Below are 16,279 nucleotides of genomic sequence, written 5' to 3' on the forward strand. Positions count from 1 at the left end.
TATTCCATCGATATCGTCACGCAGATTGCGCGACTTATTTAACCACCAGAACAGGAACAGCACTGAGCGACAACACTTCTGCTGCCTGACTGCCCAGAAGCAATTTGTTGACGCCACGACGACCATGCGATGCAATAACTATCAGATCACACTGCTTGTGCTTGGCCGCCTCGATAATCCCTTGTGCTGGTGACTGGTTCTCAATGTGCAGAACCTCGGCAGGAACATCCACGCTCTCGGCTTTTGCCTTGGCCTTTGCGAGAAGCTCGGCGGCAGCTTGGGTGATTGCCTCACGATACTCCTGAAAAGCTGCCGGGCTCGATGCCCATTCCGCAGCAACAACAATGCCATAGGACGGCAGAAGTTCGGTCACCGAAACAAACAACACCTTTGACCCAAGTTGCTTTGCAAGAGTAAGCCCCTGGTCCACGCCCTTATCGGCGAGTTCAGATCCATCGGTTGCGATCAAAATAGACTTATACACAGTTCGGACCTCCAGATTGTGATGGTCATCCGATCATGCCTGTCCTGACGGAAAGAGCATTGATGCGGATCAATGAAGCATTTGAGCCAAAAGTGCGAAGCGGTTCCGACGACTCAACCTTAACTGGGACCGCTCTAAGACAGCAAAAGCTTATAGACACGAGAAGCTTATCGAAAGATCGGGGACAATGTTTCTGTGTCGGGAAGGACCAATTTTTGCACAAATGATCGTGTACTCTGTTGATACCCAATTACTTGGAATTATCTACTAAGAACCAAATCTTTAAAGAATATAATTCTAATTTTATGCAATCCGAAGCATGGTCCCAGCTATGCTTTTGCGCCATTTCCTCATAAACTTCGCTTCAAACAGAAGGAGATTATTCCATGAGCAAGCCCCTTGGCGCAAAAGACGGTGAAACCGTAGGACGCGGTCGAATCTATGATTCCATTCTCGATACCATCGGCAATACGCCACTGGTCCGTATCGACAAGTTCGCCAAGGAAAACGGCGTCGAAGCCAATCTTCTGGTGAAGCTGGAATTCTTCAACCCGTTGGCAAGCGTCAAGGATCGTATCGGTCTTGCGCTTATCGAAGCGCTTGAAGCGCAGGGCAAAGCTGTTCCTGGCAAGACCGTATTTGTAGAGCCAACCTCCGGCAACACCGGTATTGCACTTGCATTTGCTGCGGCTGCCAAGGGCTATCGCCTTGTGCTGACCATGCCTGAAACCATGTCGATCGAGCGTCGCAAGCTTCTCAAGTTGCTCGGTGCTGAACTCGTGCTGACAGAAGGCCCGAAAGGCATGAAGGGCGCTATCGCCAAGGCTGAGGAAATCGCAGAAGGCAATCCGAATGCGATCATTCCTCAGCAGTTCGAAAACCCGGCCAATCCCGAAATTCATCGCCGCACAACGGCTGAGGAAATCTGGAATGACACTAATGGCGAAGCTGACATTCTGATTTCCGGCATCGGCACCGGCGGCACTATTACCGGCGTCGGTCAGGTCATCAAGTCACGCAAGCCATCGTTCAAAGTGATCGCTGTTGAGCCTAAGGATTCCCCGGTTCTTTCAGGTGGCACACCCGGCCCGCACAAGATCCAGGGCATCGGCGCAGGCTTTGCACCAAAGACGCTCGACACCGAAATCTATGATGAAGTGGTGACTGTCTCCAACGAGGATTCCTTTGCCAATGCACGCCTGATTGCGCGTCTTGAAGGCATTCCTGTCGGCATCTCATCGGGTGCGGCGCTTACAGCCGCCATCGAAGTCGGCAAGCGCCCGGAAAACAAGGGCAAGAATATCGTCATCATCATTCCATCCTTTGCAGAACGCTATCTTTCGACAGCGCTGTTTGAAGGTTTGGAATAAGCGAGCGTCGGTTCGACAAAACAAAAAGCCAGAGCGGTCATCCGCTCTGGCTTTTCTGTTGCGTGAACTTAGCCATTTTCAACAAGAGCCTGACAGGCTTTGTCTCTGAAAATGAGAACCGAAGCTCAGTATTTAGTTTGCCGTGCGTGCCGCGCAAGCCGGACCCGGGCCGCGCATGTAATGGCGCTCGGGCCTGTAGCTCGGTGCGACGAACTCACGGATGACATTAACACTGTCACGTAGCTGAACGATAATGTTCATCGCCTTCACCTCATCAAGAATTTTCTGCTCGAAAGTGATGCTCGCCACGCAACCACGGGGGTCGAGTTGAATGCTTTTTAGCTTCCGAACATCTTAATGAAAACTTTAACGATTAAAGATGAATAACTCCTGAATCGTCAGAGTTAACAGTAAGTTAATGGTAACGATATTCAGGTTTTCCACAGGCGTGAGAAATTAGACACAATTAAAAAAGCCGGCGTGAATACACCGGCTTTGTCGGGAAAATTTAGAGGGGTTAGCGCGTCGGAACCGGATGTTCGCCACGATAGTCATAGAAACCGCGACCCGTCTTGCGACCAAGCCATCCCGCCTCAACATATTTGACCAAAAGCGGGCATGGGCGATACTTGGAGTCGGCCAGCCCGTCATGCAGCACCTGCATGATCGAAAGACACGTGTCGAGACCGATGAAATCAGCAAGCTGCAACGGCCCCATAGGATGGTTGGCGCCAAGCTTCATCGCCGTATCGATGGCCTCGACACTGCCCACACCTTCATAAAGCGTGTAGATCGCCTCATTGATCATCGGCAGCAAAATACGATTAACGATGAAAGCCGGGAAATCTTCGGCAACCGTTACGGTCTTGCCGAGCGCCGTTACAAAATCCTTTGATTTGCGGAACGTATCTTCTTCAGTCGCAATACCGCGCACCAACTCAACCAGCTTCATGAGCGGTACCGGATTCATGAAGTGAATACCGATGAAACGCTCCGGACGATCTGTGGTCGAAGCAAGTCGCGTGATGGAAATCGACGACGTGTTGGTTGCGACAATCGCTTCCGGGTTCAGGATCGGACAAAGCTGCGCGAAAATCTTGCGCTTGACAGTCTCGTCTTCGGTCGCGGCCTCAATGGCCAGATCGACACCCGCTAGATCTTCCATGGAATTCGCTGCGCGGATCAGCTTCATGGCATCGGCGCGCTGTTTTTCTTCCAGCTTACCGGATGACACCTGTCGCGCCATGTTGCCATTAACTGTGGCAATACCCTTTTCCAGCCGGTCCGCCGCCGCATCATGCAAAAGCACGTCGTATCCTGCCAACGCACACACATGGGCAATTCCGCTTCCCATCTGTCCTGCGCCAACAATGCCTACCGTCTTGATCGCCACAGTCTCAACTCCTTCATGCTCTCGCCCAATAGCGGAGATCTGCTTGAGTATATCCATTCTTCAAATACAGAGTACCTGTATCTGGGTCTTACCCGGCCGGCATGCGGCCCATGTCAAGCTTTGTATCTGACATCGCTTGAAAGCCCGGTTAACAAGACAGCTTGCCTGTCAAAATGCAATCCTAAACTTCAAGCCGAGTATTACGCAGCACTTATAAAGAACCCGCCCGAACGCCGGCAAAAAGTCGACGCAAAGGACGGGCAACAAATGAGCTAGTGGATTGAATTTGACGTTTGAAACAGCATGTGTGTCAGTCGGGTTTCAAACGTCAAATTCAATCCACTAGGCGGCAGATTTCCCTGCCGCCTTTCTTATGATCAGAGCGCTTTTTCGAGCTCCGGCAACACGGTGAAGAGATCCCCGACGAGGCCGTAATCGGCAACCTGGAAGATCGGAGCTTCCTCGTCCTTGTTGATCGCAACAATCACGCGGCTGTCTTTCATGCCTGCAAGATGCTGGATCGCGCCCGAGATACCAACTGCGATGTAAAGATCAGGTGCAACCACCTTGCCGGTCTGACCAACCTGCCAGTCGTTTGGTGCATAGCCCGCATCAACTGCCGCACGGCTGGCACCAACCGCAGCACCAAGCTTGTCAGCAACAGGCAGGATCACTTCCTGGAATTTTTCCGATGAACCAAGTGCACGACCGCCCGAGATAATGATCTTGGCAGAGGTCAGCTCCGGACGATCACCACCCGAAAGCGCGTTCTCAACAAAGCTCGACAGTGCCGGATCGCTCGCAGCATTCACGCTTTCAACTGCAGCCGAACCACCTTCGCCGGTAGCCTGGAACGAAGCCGTACGAACGGTGATGACCTTCTTGGCATCAGTTGACTGCACAGTCTGGATTGCATTGCCTGCATAGATCGGACGCTTGAAAGTGTCAGCGGACACCACTTCCATGATTTCAGAAAGCTGCATCACATCGAGAAGTGCTGCAACGCGTGGAAGCACGTTCTTGGCCGAAGTGGTTGCTGGTGCGATGATCGTGTCGTACTGGCCTGCAAGTTCAACAATGAGTGCTGCCAATGGCTCAGCCAGACGGTTTTCCAGCGCATCGCTTTCAGCCAGCAGAACCTTGCGCACACCGGAAAGCTTTGCAGCTGCGTCAGCTGCAGCTTTCGCACCCTTGCCTGCAACCAGCACGTCCACATCGCCACCGATTTTACCGGCAGCCGTCAGTGCCTTTGCGGTCTGATCGGAAAGGCTTGCATTGTCATGTTCGGCAATAAGAAGAATAGCCATTTATCTTGTCCCTTCCGATTTCTTACAATACGCCATCGGCCTTGAGCTTCTCGACCAGTTCGGAAACCGAACCGACCTTGACGCCCGCCTTGCGGCCACCCGGTTCTTCAGTCTTCAAGACCTTAAGACGCGGCGCAATATCAGCACCGAAATCGGCAGGCGACTTTTCATCAAGTGGCTTCTTCTTGGCCTTCATGATGTTTGGCAGCGATGCATAACGCGGCTGGTTCAAACGAAGATCAACTGTCACAATGGCTGGAAGCTTCACATCAATGGTCTGAAGACCGCCGTCAACTTCGCGGGTCACCTTGGCCGAACCGTCACCCAGTTCAACTTTCGATGCAAAAGTTGCCTGGCTCCAGTTGAGAAGCGCCGAAAGCATCTGACCAGTCTGGTTGGCGTCGTCATCAATCGCCTGCTTGCCCAGGAACACGAGGTCTGGCTGTTCAGCCTCGACAACGCCTTTCAGCACCTTGGCAACACCAAGCGGCTCGACAGCTTCATCAACCTTGACCAGAATGGCACGATCCGCACCCATGGCAAGCGCCGTGCGCAGCGTTTCCTGTGCCTGTGCCGGGCCAACCGAAACCGCGATGATTTCCGTCACCTTGCCTGCTTCCTTAAGACGGATCGCTTCTTCAACTGCAATCTCGTCAAAAGGGTTCATCGACATCTTCACGTTCGATAGCTCAACGCCCGAACCATCACCCTTAACACGGATCTTTACGTTGTAATCTACAACCCGCTTTACTGCGACAAGGACTTTCATCCGCGATTACCTCTTCAATGACTTTTGCGGCACGACTATGCCGCCGTGAATCTTTGCCCGCATGTCAGAATCCGACATGAAAACGTTGCTGACAGAAACGCCGCGAAACCAGCACTCCCCCGCAACATCAGGAACCGGCACGAAACCTAAAGACGGTTGACGTGCACGTCAATCGCGGATGGGCGGCAATATCGATTTAAATGAATTTATTCTGACAGATAGTCATTCCGTTTTTGCACTAACGTTTGTCAGGTCTTGTCTTGTTCGTCTGATGCCCTTTGATACTTTTCTTTTACGCGCTCTCCTCGCATTTTCGTCGCGTTTACAAGCCCGGACTCATGCGCTAGGAGAGCCGTGTAAACATCCGGTCGCAGCCTACCCGGTCAAAACAAGGACTCAAACTATGAAGACGCTTGTCATCTGCTCCGGCGGATTGGACTCCGTTTCGCTTGCGCATAAAATCGCGGCGGAACATCAACTCACTGGCCTCATCTCCTTCGATTATGGCCAGCGGCACAAAAAAGAACTGAACTTTGCGGAAGCCTGCGCAAAGCGGCTCAACGTGCCCCATCAGATCATCGATATTCGCCCCATTGGCGCGAGCCTCACCGGTTCGGCCCTGACAGACGATATCGATGTGCCCGACGGTCATTATGCCGAGGAAACGATGAAAGTAACCGTCGTTCCCAACCGCAATGCCATCATGCTGGCCATCGCCTTCGGTGTGGCAGCAGCACAGAAAGCCGATGCCGTGGCGCTTGCCGTTCACGGTGGCGATCATTTTATCTATCCCGATTGTCGTCCGGGATTTATCGACGCTTTTCAGAGCATGCAAAACCATGCGCTGGAAGGTTATGCCGATATTCGGGTGCTTGCGCCCTATGTGCACAAGTCAAAAAGCGACATCGTTCTTGATGGTGCAAAATACAGGGCGCCATTTGAAGCGACATGGTCCTGCTATAAGGGCGGCGAGCATCATTGCGGGCGTTGCGGCACCTGTGTCGAACGTCGCGAGGCATTCCATCTGGCTTGCATCAACGACCCCACACACTATGAGGATGCCAACTTCTGGCGCGCAGCAATTGAGAAGAGGAACGGCTGATGTTTCGCATCACCAAGGAATTCCATTTCTCCGCTTCGCATCAATTGACCGAACTTCCTGCCGATCATCAATGTGCGCGGCTGCATGGGCACAACTACATCGTTGAAGTCGAACTCTCCGCCGCCGATCTCAACGCATATGGTTTTGTGCGCGATTATCACGAGTTGGCCCCACTCAAGCGCTATATTGATGGTGAACTCGATCACCGCCATCTCAATGATGTGCTCGGGCATCATCGTGTGACGGCGGAGTTTCTGGCGCGCCATCTTTACGACTGGTGCAAGGTCCGCTGGCAGGAAGTCACAGCTGTAAGGGTCAGCGAAACGCCAAAGACATGGGCAGAATATCGGCCCGAGTATCGGCCATGAAGACCGATACCGAAATCCGCATCAGCGAGATATTCGGTCCAACCATTCAGGGCGAAGGCTTGTTGAGCGGTGAGCCGACTGTTTTCGTGCGCACGGGCGGCTGCGACTACCGCTGCGTATGGTGTGATAGTCTGCACGCTGTTGAAAGCCGCTTTCGCCATGACTGGAAACCGATGAGCGTTGACGCCATCTGGCATGAAGTGACGATACTTTCTGGAAAAAAACCAATAACAGTGTCACTTTCTGGCGGCAACCCAGCTATTCAGCCTTTGGGACCACTGATCGATCATGGTCACACGCAAGGTTATCGCTTTGCACTCGAAACACAGGGATCGGTAGCAAAGGACTGGTTTTCAAGGCTCGACACGCTTGTTCTGAGCCCAAAACCGCCTTCAAGCGGCATGGAGACGGATTGGGATGCGCTTGCCGCTTCCATCGATGCGGCAGGCTCAAAGCCGACGACTGTGCTTAAATTCGTTATCTTCGATGATGCGGATTATGCTTTTGCAAAAGCTGCATCGGCTCGTCATCCGCATTTGGCAGTTTATCTTCAACCAGGCAATCACACGCCGCCGCCGCCCGAGGATGACGATGCACGGATCGATATGGACGGCATCATGCGCCGCATGGAATGGCTGATCGACAAGGTGATGCAGGATCGCTGGTTCGAGGCGCACGTCCTGCCCCAGCTTCATGTATTGATCTGGGGCAACAAACGCGGCGTTTAAAAATCAGCGGTTAGCGCCGGGCACCCACAGCACATCACTCGCGCCGTTATCATTGACGGCGCGGGCGGCGACAAAGAGGAAATCGGAGAGGCGGTTGATATACTGCAGCGCTTCTTTCGAGACCACCTCGCCCTCAGTCTTTGCAAGCTGTACCATCAGCCTCTCAGCACGACGCGAAACCGTGCGTGCCAGATGCAGTGCCGCAGAAGCAGGCGAACCACCCGGCAGAATGAACGAACGCAGCGGAGGAATATCCGCATTCAGATAATCAATATCTGATTCAAGCCGTGTAACCTGCGATGCAGCGATACGCAGCGGCTCATAAGCAGGTGGCTGACCGTCATCGGGCGTTGAAAGATCGGCACCAAGATCGAACAGGTCATTCTGGATGCGCATAAGCATCACATCGATATGCCCATGCTCTGCACCAGTCGTATGAAGCCGAACCAGGCCAATACAGGCATTGGTTTCGTCAACCGTGCCGTAGGATTCAACGCGCAGATCGGATTTCAGCCTGCGCGGACCCGAGGTCAGGCCTGTTGTTCCATCATCGCCTGTGCGTGTATAAATCTTGTTGAGTTTGACCATTTTTACTGCCCACTCGTCTGGCGCGCGAAATAAACGGCTGCGACGATCAGCACGATCGCGACGAACTGCAAAAAGACTCGCAGCTGCATCATTTTGTTGGAGAAGTTGCCGTCACCGCCGCGCATCATATTACGCAGGCCGATAATCAGCACAATTGCCACCGCGAACATGGCCACCATGGCCGCAGCCTTGAACAGAAAGTCCATTTATTTCTCTCCCATAATCCGCCATCTCTGTTTTTAAGACTGGGCTTGTTTGTTTCAAGACTGGTCGGACAGCATTCGATAGAGCCAGCGCGACGGCAGCAGGCGTCGTGCCAGAATACCCAGTTTCGCAGGTCGTGTAACCGCGTAATGCGGACGCGGCTTAGGCGCCTCCAAAGCATGCACAAGTACCGCGTAAACCGCCTCTGGGCCAAGCTTGTTTTTAGACTTCGTACCGCCTTCATCGAGTTTCGCCATCTGACGCTGATAAAGCTCGCGATGCACGGAATGCTCGAGATCAATATTGGCGCGCGCATGCATGGCTGCATTATAGGTGAACTGCGAGGCAATCGGCCCCGGTTCAATCATCGAAACCTCAATACCGGAGCCTTCCAGTTCCATCCGCTGCGCGAGCATCAAACCCTCAAGCGCAAATTTTGATGCCACATAAGCACCGCGCCATTTCATCGGCACAAGCCCAAGAATGGAAGAACAATGCACAATGCGGCCATACCCCTGTGCCCGCATCACTGGAACGATACGACGTGTCAGATCATGCCAGCCGAAGAAATTTGCTTCAAACTGCGCACGTAATGCTTCAACCGGCAGATCCTCAATTGCCCCCGGCTGCGCATAGGCACCATTGTTGAAAAGAGCGTCCAGCTTGCCATCCGTCGCACGCAAAACTTCATCGACCAGCACTTCAATCGACTGCGGCTCGGTGTAATCAAGATAGAAAGCCTCAAGCCCCTTGGCTGTGAGTGCCGCAATATCTTCATCCTTGCGTGCAGTCGCAAACACGCGCCATCCGGCCTTATGTAAAGCCTCGGCACAATAGGCACCGATACCGGAAGAGCAGCCGGTGATGATAATGCTGCGCTTTTCGCTCTCTGGAGCCATCAACCTGTTCCTCGCGGTCGCGTTTTCGCAACAGTGCTTGATTCGTGCCCGGTTTAAAATCGCTACAGCATCGGCCATAAAATCGGAATCGATTTTATGGAAGCACGATGCGTAGATTCAATAGCACAGAGCGACCTTTGTGTGCCCAAAGAGGGCGCGAGGCGCTCTATGCCCTTGCAATGTCGAATCTAATACTAGATTTAAGGGCGCTTGGGTCGTTTGTCGGTTTACCGAAGGGAAAAATCTGCGGATGCGAAAAATCAGACGTTTTATCCGTCAGATCACTTTCGATGTTTATGGGCATTTCAGCACAGACGATGGCTGGGCATTCGCCTCGCATATCGCCCTTTCGGGCCTTATGGCTCTGTTCCCGTTTCTGATCTTTGCAACCTCACTCGCCAGCTTTCTCGGCACTAAAGAATTCGCCAATACGGCGGTACACGTCGTTTTTGACATGTGGCCATCCAACATTGCCGGCCCTATCGCCAATGAGGTGACGAACGTTCTGACAGTGCAGCGCGGTGGATTGTTGACGGTCAGTGTGATCGCTGCCGCCTATTTTGCCTCCAATGGCGTGGAAGCACTGCGCATGTCACTCAATCGCGCCTATCGCGTAACTGACCAGCGCTCGATCATTTTCTGCCGCCTGCAAAGCCTGGGCTTTGTACTCCTTGGCACAATCAGTCTCATGGCGATCAGCTTTCTGCTGGTTCTGGCACCGCTGGCCGTGCGCCTTGCCGAGCAATGGTTTCCAGATATCGCACCCTTCACAGGCACGATTGCAATATGGCGCTATACGATTGCCGTGATTGTTCTGGTGCTTGCGCTCTTTATCGTGCACATCTGGTTGCCTGCCGGGCGCCGACGTCTGAGCGACATTCTGCCGGGCATTGGGATCACACTCGTTGCATGGCTTGCTGCCGCAACCGCCTTCGCAAAGTATCTCGAAACATTTGCAAGCTACGTCACCACCTATGCGGGCCTTGCCTCGATCATGGTGGCGATCGTCTTTCTCTACATGCTCTCGGCCATCTTCATCATCGGCGCAGAAATCAATGCCGCGATCATGAATTTCCGCAAACGCGAGCAGCAGCCCGATCTTATCGACGCAAAGTAGTCAGAGCCACGCCGAGCGTGGTTACCACCATGCCTGCAATCTGGATCGGGCCAAGCGTTTCACCGAAAATCAGATAGGCCATGATCGCAGCCGTGCCTGGTACGAGATAAAACAGCGATGCCACCTTCGACATGGCACCTTCGCGGATCATCACCAGAAGCGCCAGAATGGCACCTATGGAAATGGCAAGTGTCAGCCAGACCAACGCAAAGATAAGCTCCGGCGACCAGATCATCACGCGTGTTTCAAATGCGAAAGCCCCGATCGCGGTCAAAGCCGCTGCTGCGATATATTGCACAGCAGTGCCAGCCTTAAGATCGCCTGCAGTTCCAAAGCGCTTTTGCCAAACCGTACCTGTGCTGATAGCCAGAACAGCCACAAAGGCCGCGAACAGGCTTTGCGGATCAACGCCATTACCGGCAGAAAACTTCGGCCAAACCACCATGGCAACGCCCAGAAAGCCAACGAGAAGGCCCAGCCATTGCCGCCCGCTCGCACGCTCTCCCAGAAGAAGCGCTGCAATCAGCGTGGTCAGCATGGGCTGCAGACCTGCAACAAGTCCGGACATGCCTGCGGGCAATCCGTGATGCACAGCCCAAAAAAGCGCTGAAAGATAAACGCCATGAATAAGGCAACCGGTAATGGCGGCGTGCATCAAAACCTTGCCTCTTGGCCAGACGCTGTGGCTTGCCGATGCCCAGAGGATCATGATGGCGGCTGCAATGGAAAACCGCACCGCCATGAAAGTGAACGGCTCCGCATAGGGCATTGAGAGCCCGGCACCGATAAAGCCGGTAGCCCAGAGCAGGACAAACATGATGGGAAAAAAGCGGGTGGCCATAATGCAGACTTTCTTGTTTGCGGCCTGCAATAGTCTTCTTGGCGCTATTAGACCATCACATAAATCTGATTGCTGCGATCAATTTGCCAAATGCTTCTCACCGACCTATGAAACGGCATGGACGCTCAAAACGACACAATCCGCATTCTCGTTGATGCCGACGCCTGCCCGGTGAAGGCTGAAATCTATCGTGTTGCCGAACGCCATGGCTTGCCCGTGGTTCTCGTCGCCAACAGCTATATCGCCATCCCGCGCGACGCAGAACGCGTTGAGCGTGTGGTGGTTTCCGACAAGCTTGATGCAGCCGATGACTGGATTGCAGAAAATTCCCGACCGGGCACGGTTGTGATCACTGCGGATATCCCGCTCGCGAGCCGGTCGATTGCAATGGGTGCGGCGGTTATTGCGCCTAATGGAAAAGTGCACACGACAAGCACCATCGGCAATACGCTCGCCACCCGTAACTTGATGGATTCGCTGCGTTCCGCAGGCGAAATCACGCGTGGCCCGGCACCATTTTCACCAAAAGATCGCTCGGCATTCCTGTCGGCGCTCGAACTGGTCATCGTCCAGCTCAAGCGTTCGGGATTCAAATCAGCTTGACCGTATGGAAGCGGTCGCAATGCCGGCACCGACGAGCATAGTTCCGCCAGCACGGTTGAAGATGCGCAAGGCACGCTCATTTGCAAAGAAGTGCCGCGCCCGTGTGGCGACCAGCGCATAAGCGAAGGCATTGAGAAATGCGAGCACGAGGAACGTGCTTTCAAAGACCAGCATCTGCGTCATGAAAGCGGCATGCGGGCTGAGGAACTGCGGCAGGAAAGCCACAAAAAACGTGATGCTTTTAGGATTAAGTGCTGTCACCAGCCACGCATGGAGCAGCATTTTTACTGGCTTTACCTGATCATGTCGCGCTTTGGCGTCCATGGTTCCGCCAGCGCGAAACAGCTTTATGCCGAGCCAGATGAGATAGGCAGCGCCAGCCCATTTGACGGCGGTAAAAATCGTGGCTGATGCTGCAAGCAATGCACCAACCCCCAGCATTGAAAGCGTCATAGCGGTGAAATCACCAAGAGCGACACCGATAGCCATAGGAAGTGCTGCTTTCCAGCCTTGCCCAAGCGCATAGGACACTACCAGCAAAACCGTGGGTCCCGGAATAATAAGAAGCACGACAGATGCGGCAGAAAATGCCAGCCAGACTTCAACGCTCATGAGCAACTTCCTCTTTCTTAAAAAGAGGAAGCCACTGAATGCGATACTTGTCTATCTAAAGTTTCTGTGCAGCCTCGATCAACTTGATTGCGTCGGGACTATCCCAAGGCGCAGGCCCGTTCATGGAGGCAATCTGACAACCTTCCTTATCGACCAGCAGTGTCACCGGAAGGCCAAATGCCAGATTCTTGCGCTTCAACTCATTGAAGCTCGACATGGTCGCGTCACGGTTCAGGCTCAGGCTCTTGATGCCGATCTCTTCAAGAAACTTTTTCGGCTTTTCGTCGGAACCTGTATCGATATTGATGGCAACGACATCAAAATCGCTGCCGCCCTTTGCTGCCTGAAGATTGTCGAGTTCCGGCATTTCTTCACGGCATGGCGCGCACCACGTCGCCCACAGATTAACAAGAAGCGTTTTGCCCTTATAATCACCAAGCGTCATTTGTTTGCCGTCAGGTCCGGTGAAAGCGATATGGGCAACCGAAATCGGCTTTTCCGCCGCACGCATGGCAGCGACACTTCCAGTTGCGGCGGCATCAAGGCTCTTGAGCGAATCTGCTTTCAACGCACATTGTGCGGAAGCCTCATCACTTTGAGCAGAAACAGAGCTTGCGGCTGAAACATTGCTATCAGATGCATTGCCAGAAGGCCGTTCCATCACGTATACCGCCCCGATACCGGCAATGACACCGGCAAGAGCTGCAAGAAGGACGATCTTCCGATTTCCTGGCTTTGCCTTATCGTTGTTTTCTGCCATCTCGCGTCACTTTTCCTTAAGTCATGTATCCGAGGCATACGAGCATGAGCGAACAAAAATCAAGCAATCAGATGTGGGGCGGCCGTTTTGCCTCAGGACCCGATGCGATCATGGAAGAGATCAATGCATCGATCGGCTTTGACCGCAAGCTCTATGCGCAGGATATTCAGGGCTCGCTCGCCCATGCTGCCATGCTTGCAAAGACTGGCATCATTGCGGCAGACGACCATAAAAAGATTGAAGAAGGCCTGAAAACCATCCTCAAGGAAATCGAGGACGGCAAATTCACCTTCTCGCGCAAGCTTGAAGACATTCACATGAATATCGAAGCGCGCCTTGCCGATCTGATTGGCGCATCTGCAGGGCGTCTGCACACGGCTCGCTCGCGCAACGATCAGGTGGCGGTTGATTTCCGCCTCTGGGTCAAGCAGGAAATGCAGAAGACTGCTGTGGCTCTTAAAGGTCTGATCGAAGCTTTCCTTGAGCGTGCAGAAGAACATGCCGCAACCGTCATGCCGGGCTTCACGCATCTTCAGACAGCGCAGCCCGTGACTTTCGGTCATCATTGCATGGCCTATGTGGAAATGTTTGGTCGCGATTTATCCCGCGTGCGCGATGCGATTGAACGCATGGACGAATCGCCTTTGGGTGCGGCAGCGCTTGCTGGAACCGGCTTCCCGATTGATCGTCATATGACGGCGAAAGAACTCGGTTTCCGTGAGCCAACCCGCAACTCGCTCGATAGTGTTTCCGACCGTGACTACGCTCTGGAATTCCTGTCACTCGCAGCCATCTGCGCGGGTCACTTGTCACGCCTTGCCGAAGAAATCGTCATCTGGTCGACGCCACAGTTCAATTTCGTTCGCCTGTCCGATGCTTTCTCGACCGGCTCGTCGATCATGCCGCAGAAGAAAAACCCGGACGCGGCCGAACTGGTCCGCGCCAAGACCGGCCGTATCAACGGCTCGCTTGTTGCACTTCTCACCATCATGAAGGGTCTGCCGCTCGCCTATTCCAAAGATATGCAGGAAGACAAGGAACAGGTTTTCGACGCTGCTGAAAATCTGGAACTCGCAATTGCTGCAATGAGCGGCATGGTGCGCGACCTAACCATCAATGTTGCAAGCATGAAGAAGGCCGCAGGCTCGGGTTATTCGACCGCAACCGATCTGGCTGACTGGCTGGTGCGAGAGCTTGGCCTTCCATTCCGCGATGCTCACCACGTCACTGGCCGCGCCGTGGCTCTGGCTGAAAGCAAAAAGGTCGATCTCTCGAAGCTTTCGCTTGAAGACCTGCAATCGATCAATCCGGGCATTACCGATGCGATCTTCGGTTATCTGACGGTTGAAAAGTCAGTCAAGAGCCGCCAGTCCTTCGGCGGAACCGCGCCCCAGGAAGTGCGCCGTCAGATCCGTTACTGGAAAAAGCGCATCACCAAGGCATAAGCGATACGATCTTAGTGACATCACTCTTGAAGGAGTGATTTCACTTTCAGATATTTTGGGTTAGACCTGACCCATAGTACAAATTCCGGGAACCAAAGCTGATGACAGGCCGCTCCGCCACTTCCTCCGTGCTTCTGATCGTAGCCCTTGCAGTCACACTTGCTGCTTGCGGACGCAAAGGCCCACTTGAGCCACCGCCTGCGCAGCTCATCACCAATGAACAGGGCCGCACAGTCGAGAAACCGAAGGAAGACAAGCCCTTCATCCTCGACAAAATTCTTTAGTTCACATTTCGATCTGATTTTTACAGATCGGCGCTCTAAAGTCTTTTACACGAAGCATAATTTTATCGATCCTCGTTTCACAGGGGTCCAATTATGCTCTAACCTCTGATCAAGCTGGGACTGTTTCCCGTGAATCATTTTGAATATCGCGACGGCGTTCTTCACGCTGAAAACGTAAGCCTGCCTGAAATCGCTAAAGAGGTCGGCACGCCTTTCTATGTCTATTCCCGTGCCACCATCGAGCGCCATTTCCGCGTCTTCAGCGAAGCTTTTGCGGATATGGAAACGCTGGTGACCTATGCGTTGAAAGCCAATTCCAATCTGGCGGTTCTCAAAACCCTCGCCAAGCTTGGCGCCGGTGCCGACACGGTTTCCGAAGGTGAAATTCGCCGTGCGCTGGCCGCAGGCATTCCGGCAAACAAGATCGTGTTTTCAGGCGTTGGCAAAACGCCGCATGAAATGGATTTCGCGCTCGAAGCTGGCATCTATTGCTTCAACGTCGAGTCCGAACCTGAGCTGGAAATTCTTTCAGCGCGCGCCGTCAAGGCTGGCAAAATTGCATCTGTATCCTTGCGTATCAATCCGGATGTCGATGCCAAGACCCATGCAAAGATTTCGACCGGAAAGTCCGAAAACAAGTTCGGCATTCCACGCGTCAAAGCCCGTCAGGCCTATGCACGTGCTGCAAGCCTGCCCGGTATCGATGTGGTCGGCATCGATATGCATATCGGCAGCCAAATCATTGATCTCGAACCTTTCGACAATGCTTTTGCTCTGATGGCTCAGATCGTGAAAGAACTGCAGGCCGACGGTCATAATATTCGCCATGTCGATGTCGGTGGTGGTTTGGGCATTCCTTATCGCACCGATAACAACCCGCCGCCACTGCCGGTGGCCTATGCAGAAATCGTCGCAAAACATATCAAGCCGCTGGGCCTCAAAACCGTGTTTGAGCCGGGTCGACTGATTGTCGGCAATGCTGGCCTTCTGGTGACGGAGGTGATTTTCGTGAAGGAAGGCGATGCCAAGAACTTCGTGATCGTCGATGCGGCTATGAACGATCTCATTCGCCCGACCCTTTACGAAGCTTTCCACGACATCAAGCCAGTCAAAGAAACCAAGGATAACGCCCCACGCATTCGTGCCGACTTTGTCGGCCCTGTTTGCGAAACGGGCGATTATCTCGGCCTTGACCGTGAAGTGGCGAAGCCTGCTCCAGGAGATCTGATTGCTGTTTGCACGACGGGCGCCTATGGCGCAGTTCTGTCGAGCACCTACAACAGCCGCCTTCTGATCCCCGAAGTGCTGGTCGATGGTGATCGCTATCACGTCATTCGTCCACGCCGGACCTATGAAGAACTTCTTGCGCTCGATTCCGTGCCCGAGTGGCTATAAAATAGGGCTT

20 protein-coding genes are annotated in these 16,279 nt (G+C 53.4%); 9 read left to right on the forward strand and 11 right to left on the reverse strand.

Annotation, left to right across the window (positions count from 1 at the left end; genetic code table 11):
* Positions 1-34: 34 nt before the first annotated feature.
* Positions 35-484 (reverse strand): universal stress protein, encoded by a 450-nt coding sequence (locus CES85_RS20560; RefSeq protein WP_095447554.1) that lies wholly within the window; start codon positions 482-484, stop codon positions 35-37.
* Positions 485-870: 386 nt separating this feature from the next.
* Between CES85_RS20560 and cysK the strand changes: the two genes are divergently transcribed.
* Positions 871-1,854: a cysteine synthase A gene (cysK, locus tag CES85_RS20565; protein WP_095447555.1), complete on the forward strand. Its 984-nt coding sequence runs from the start codon at positions 871-873 to the stop codon at positions 1,852-1,854.
* Between the two features lie 132 nt (positions 1,855-1,986).
* Here cysK and CES85_RS27465 read toward each other — a convergent pair whose 3' ends face one another.
* The 4 genes from CES85_RS27465 to CES85_RS20580 all read right to left on the reverse strand — a co-directional run bounded on the left by CES85_RS27465 (position 1,987) and on the right by CES85_RS20580 (position 5,323).
* Entirely contained in the window at positions 1,987-2,163 is a 177-nt protein-coding gene (locus CES85_RS27465; RefSeq protein WP_167388288.1) for a hypothetical protein, read from the reverse strand.
* A gap of 208 nt (positions 2,164-2,371) precedes the next feature.
* A complete protein-coding gene (locus tag CES85_RS20570; protein ID WP_024896859.1) occupies positions 2,372-3,247 on the reverse strand; it encodes a 3-hydroxybutyryl-CoA dehydrogenase in 876 nt (291 codons plus the stop codon).
* 377 nt (positions 3,248-3,624) lie between these two features.
* Positions 3,625-4,554 (reverse strand): electron transfer flavoprotein subunit alpha/FixB family protein, encoded by a 930-nt coding sequence (locus tag CES85_RS20575; protein WP_095447556.1) that lies wholly within the window; start codon positions 4,552-4,554, stop codon positions 3,625-3,627.
* Between the two features lie 22 nt (positions 4,555-4,576).
* A complete protein-coding gene (locus CES85_RS20580; RefSeq protein WP_095447557.1) occupies positions 4,577-5,323 on the reverse strand; it encodes an electron transfer flavoprotein subunit beta/FixA family protein in 747 nt (248 codons plus the stop codon).
* Positions 5,324-5,726: 403 nt separating this feature from the next.
* On the opposite strand from CES85_RS20580, the gene queC reads away from it, so the two are divergent.
* Genes queC through queE form a run of 3 tightly spaced genes read left to right on the forward strand, consistent with a single transcriptional unit; the run spans position 5,727 to position 7,521 of the window.
* The gene (gene queC, locus CES85_RS20585; RefSeq protein WP_095447558.1) at positions 5,727-6,425 is read left to right on the forward strand and encodes a 7-cyano-7-deazaguanine synthase QueC; all 699 of its coding nucleotides are present in this window, start codon (positions 5,727-5,729) and stop codon (positions 6,423-6,425) included.
* Positions 6,425-6,793: a 6-carboxytetrahydropterin synthase QueD gene (queD, locus tag CES85_RS20590; RefSeq protein WP_095447559.1), complete on the forward strand. Its 369-nt coding sequence runs from the start codon at positions 6,425-6,427 to the stop codon at positions 6,791-6,793. The genes queC and queD overlap by 1 nt, the downstream gene beginning before the upstream one ends.
* Complete coding sequence (gene queE, locus CES85_RS20595; RefSeq protein WP_095447560.1) at positions 6,790-7,521, forward strand: 7-carboxy-7-deazaguanine synthase QueE; 732 nt, start codon at positions 6,790-6,792, stop codon at positions 7,519-7,521. Before queD ends, queE begins: the two co-directional genes overlap by 4 nt.
* 3 nt (positions 7,522-7,524) lie before the next feature.
* Here the strand turns inward: queE and CES85_RS20600 are convergent, their stop codons facing one another.
* From CES85_RS20600 to CES85_RS20610, 3 genes are read right to left on the reverse strand one after another with little or no spacing between them, the layout of a single operon-like run.
* Positions 7,525-8,109 (reverse strand): cob(I)yrinic acid a,c-diamide adenosyltransferase, encoded by a 585-nt coding sequence (locus tag CES85_RS20600; RefSeq protein ID WP_095447561.1) that lies wholly within the window; start codon positions 8,107-8,109, stop codon positions 7,525-7,527.
* Between the two features lie 2 nt (positions 8,110-8,111).
* On the reverse strand, positions 8,112-8,315 hold the full coding sequence (locus CES85_RS20605) for a twin transmembrane helix small protein (protein WP_024898593.1): 204 nt from the start codon (positions 8,313-8,315) through the stop codon (positions 8,112-8,114).
* Between the two features lie 54 nt (positions 8,316-8,369).
* A complete protein-coding gene (locus tag CES85_RS20610) occupies positions 8,370-9,212 on the reverse strand; it encodes an SDR family oxidoreductase (RefSeq protein WP_095447562.1) in 843 nt (280 codons plus the stop codon).
* A 250-nt stretch (positions 9,213-9,462) separates the two neighbouring features.
* Here CES85_RS20610 and CES85_RS20615 point away from each other — a divergent pair, with 250 nt between their 5' ends.
* The gene (locus CES85_RS20615) at positions 9,463-10,329 is read left to right on the forward strand and encodes a YihY/virulence factor BrkB family protein (protein ID WP_095447563.1); all 867 of its coding nucleotides are present in this window, start codon (positions 9,463-9,465) and stop codon (positions 10,327-10,329) included.
* On the opposite strand, the gene CES85_RS20620 is transcribed toward CES85_RS20615, so the two are convergent.
* On the reverse strand, positions 10,313-11,170 hold the full coding sequence (locus CES85_RS20620) for a DMT family transporter (RefSeq protein ID WP_095447564.1): 858 nt from the start codon (positions 11,168-11,170) through the stop codon (positions 10,313-10,315). The genes CES85_RS20615 and CES85_RS20620 overlap by 17 nt on opposite strands.
* A 117-nt stretch (positions 11,171-11,287) precedes the next feature.
* Here CES85_RS20620 and CES85_RS20625 point away from each other — a divergent pair, with 117 nt between their 5' ends.
* Positions 11,288-11,773, forward strand: coding sequence for a YaiI/YqxD family protein (locus CES85_RS20625; RefSeq protein WP_095447565.1), 486 nt, complete (start codon positions 11,288-11,290; stop codon positions 11,771-11,773).
* Here CES85_RS20625 and CES85_RS20630 read toward each other — a convergent pair.
* The gene (locus CES85_RS20630; RefSeq protein ID WP_095447566.1) at positions 11,765-12,385 is read right to left on the reverse strand and encodes a LysE family translocator; all 621 of its coding nucleotides are present in this window, start codon (positions 12,383-12,385) and stop codon (positions 11,765-11,767) included. The genes CES85_RS20625 and CES85_RS20630 overlap by 9 nt on opposite strands.
* Before the next feature lie 55 nt (positions 12,386-12,440).
* Entirely contained in the window at positions 12,441-13,145 is a 705-nt protein-coding gene (gene tlpA, locus CES85_RS20635) for a thiol:disulfide interchange protein TlpA (protein WP_095447567.1), read from the reverse strand.
* Positions 13,146-13,189: 44 nt separating this feature from the next.
* On the opposite strand from tlpA, the gene argH reads away from it, so the two are divergent.
* The 3 genes from argH (at position 13,190) to lysA (ending at position 16,269) form a co-directional block, all read left to right on the forward strand.
* Entirely contained in the window at positions 13,190-14,590 is a 1,401-nt protein-coding gene (gene argH / locus CES85_RS20640) for an argininosuccinate lyase (protein WP_095447568.1), read from the forward strand.
* A 101-nt stretch (positions 14,591-14,691) separates the two neighbouring features.
* Positions 14,692-14,874 carry an LPS translocon maturation chaperone LptM gene (gene lptM, locus CES85_RS20645; protein WP_095447569.1) on the forward strand — a complete coding sequence of 61 codons (183 nt, stop codon included), beginning with the start codon at positions 14,692-14,694 and terminating at the stop codon, positions 14,872-14,874.
* 129 nt (positions 14,875-15,003) lie between these two features.
* On the forward strand, positions 15,004-16,269 hold the full coding sequence (gene lysA, locus CES85_RS20650) for a diaminopimelate decarboxylase (RefSeq protein ID WP_095447570.1): 1,266 nt from the start codon (positions 15,004-15,006) through the stop codon (positions 16,267-16,269).
* The last annotated feature ends 10 nt before the right edge of the window (positions 16,270-16,279 follow it).

This window comes from Ochrobactrum quorumnocens (assembly GCF_002278035.1).
In the GTDB taxonomy this organism is placed as follows: Bacteria; Pseudomonadota; Alphaproteobacteria; order Rhizobiales; family Rhizobiaceae; genus Brucella; species Brucella quorumnocens.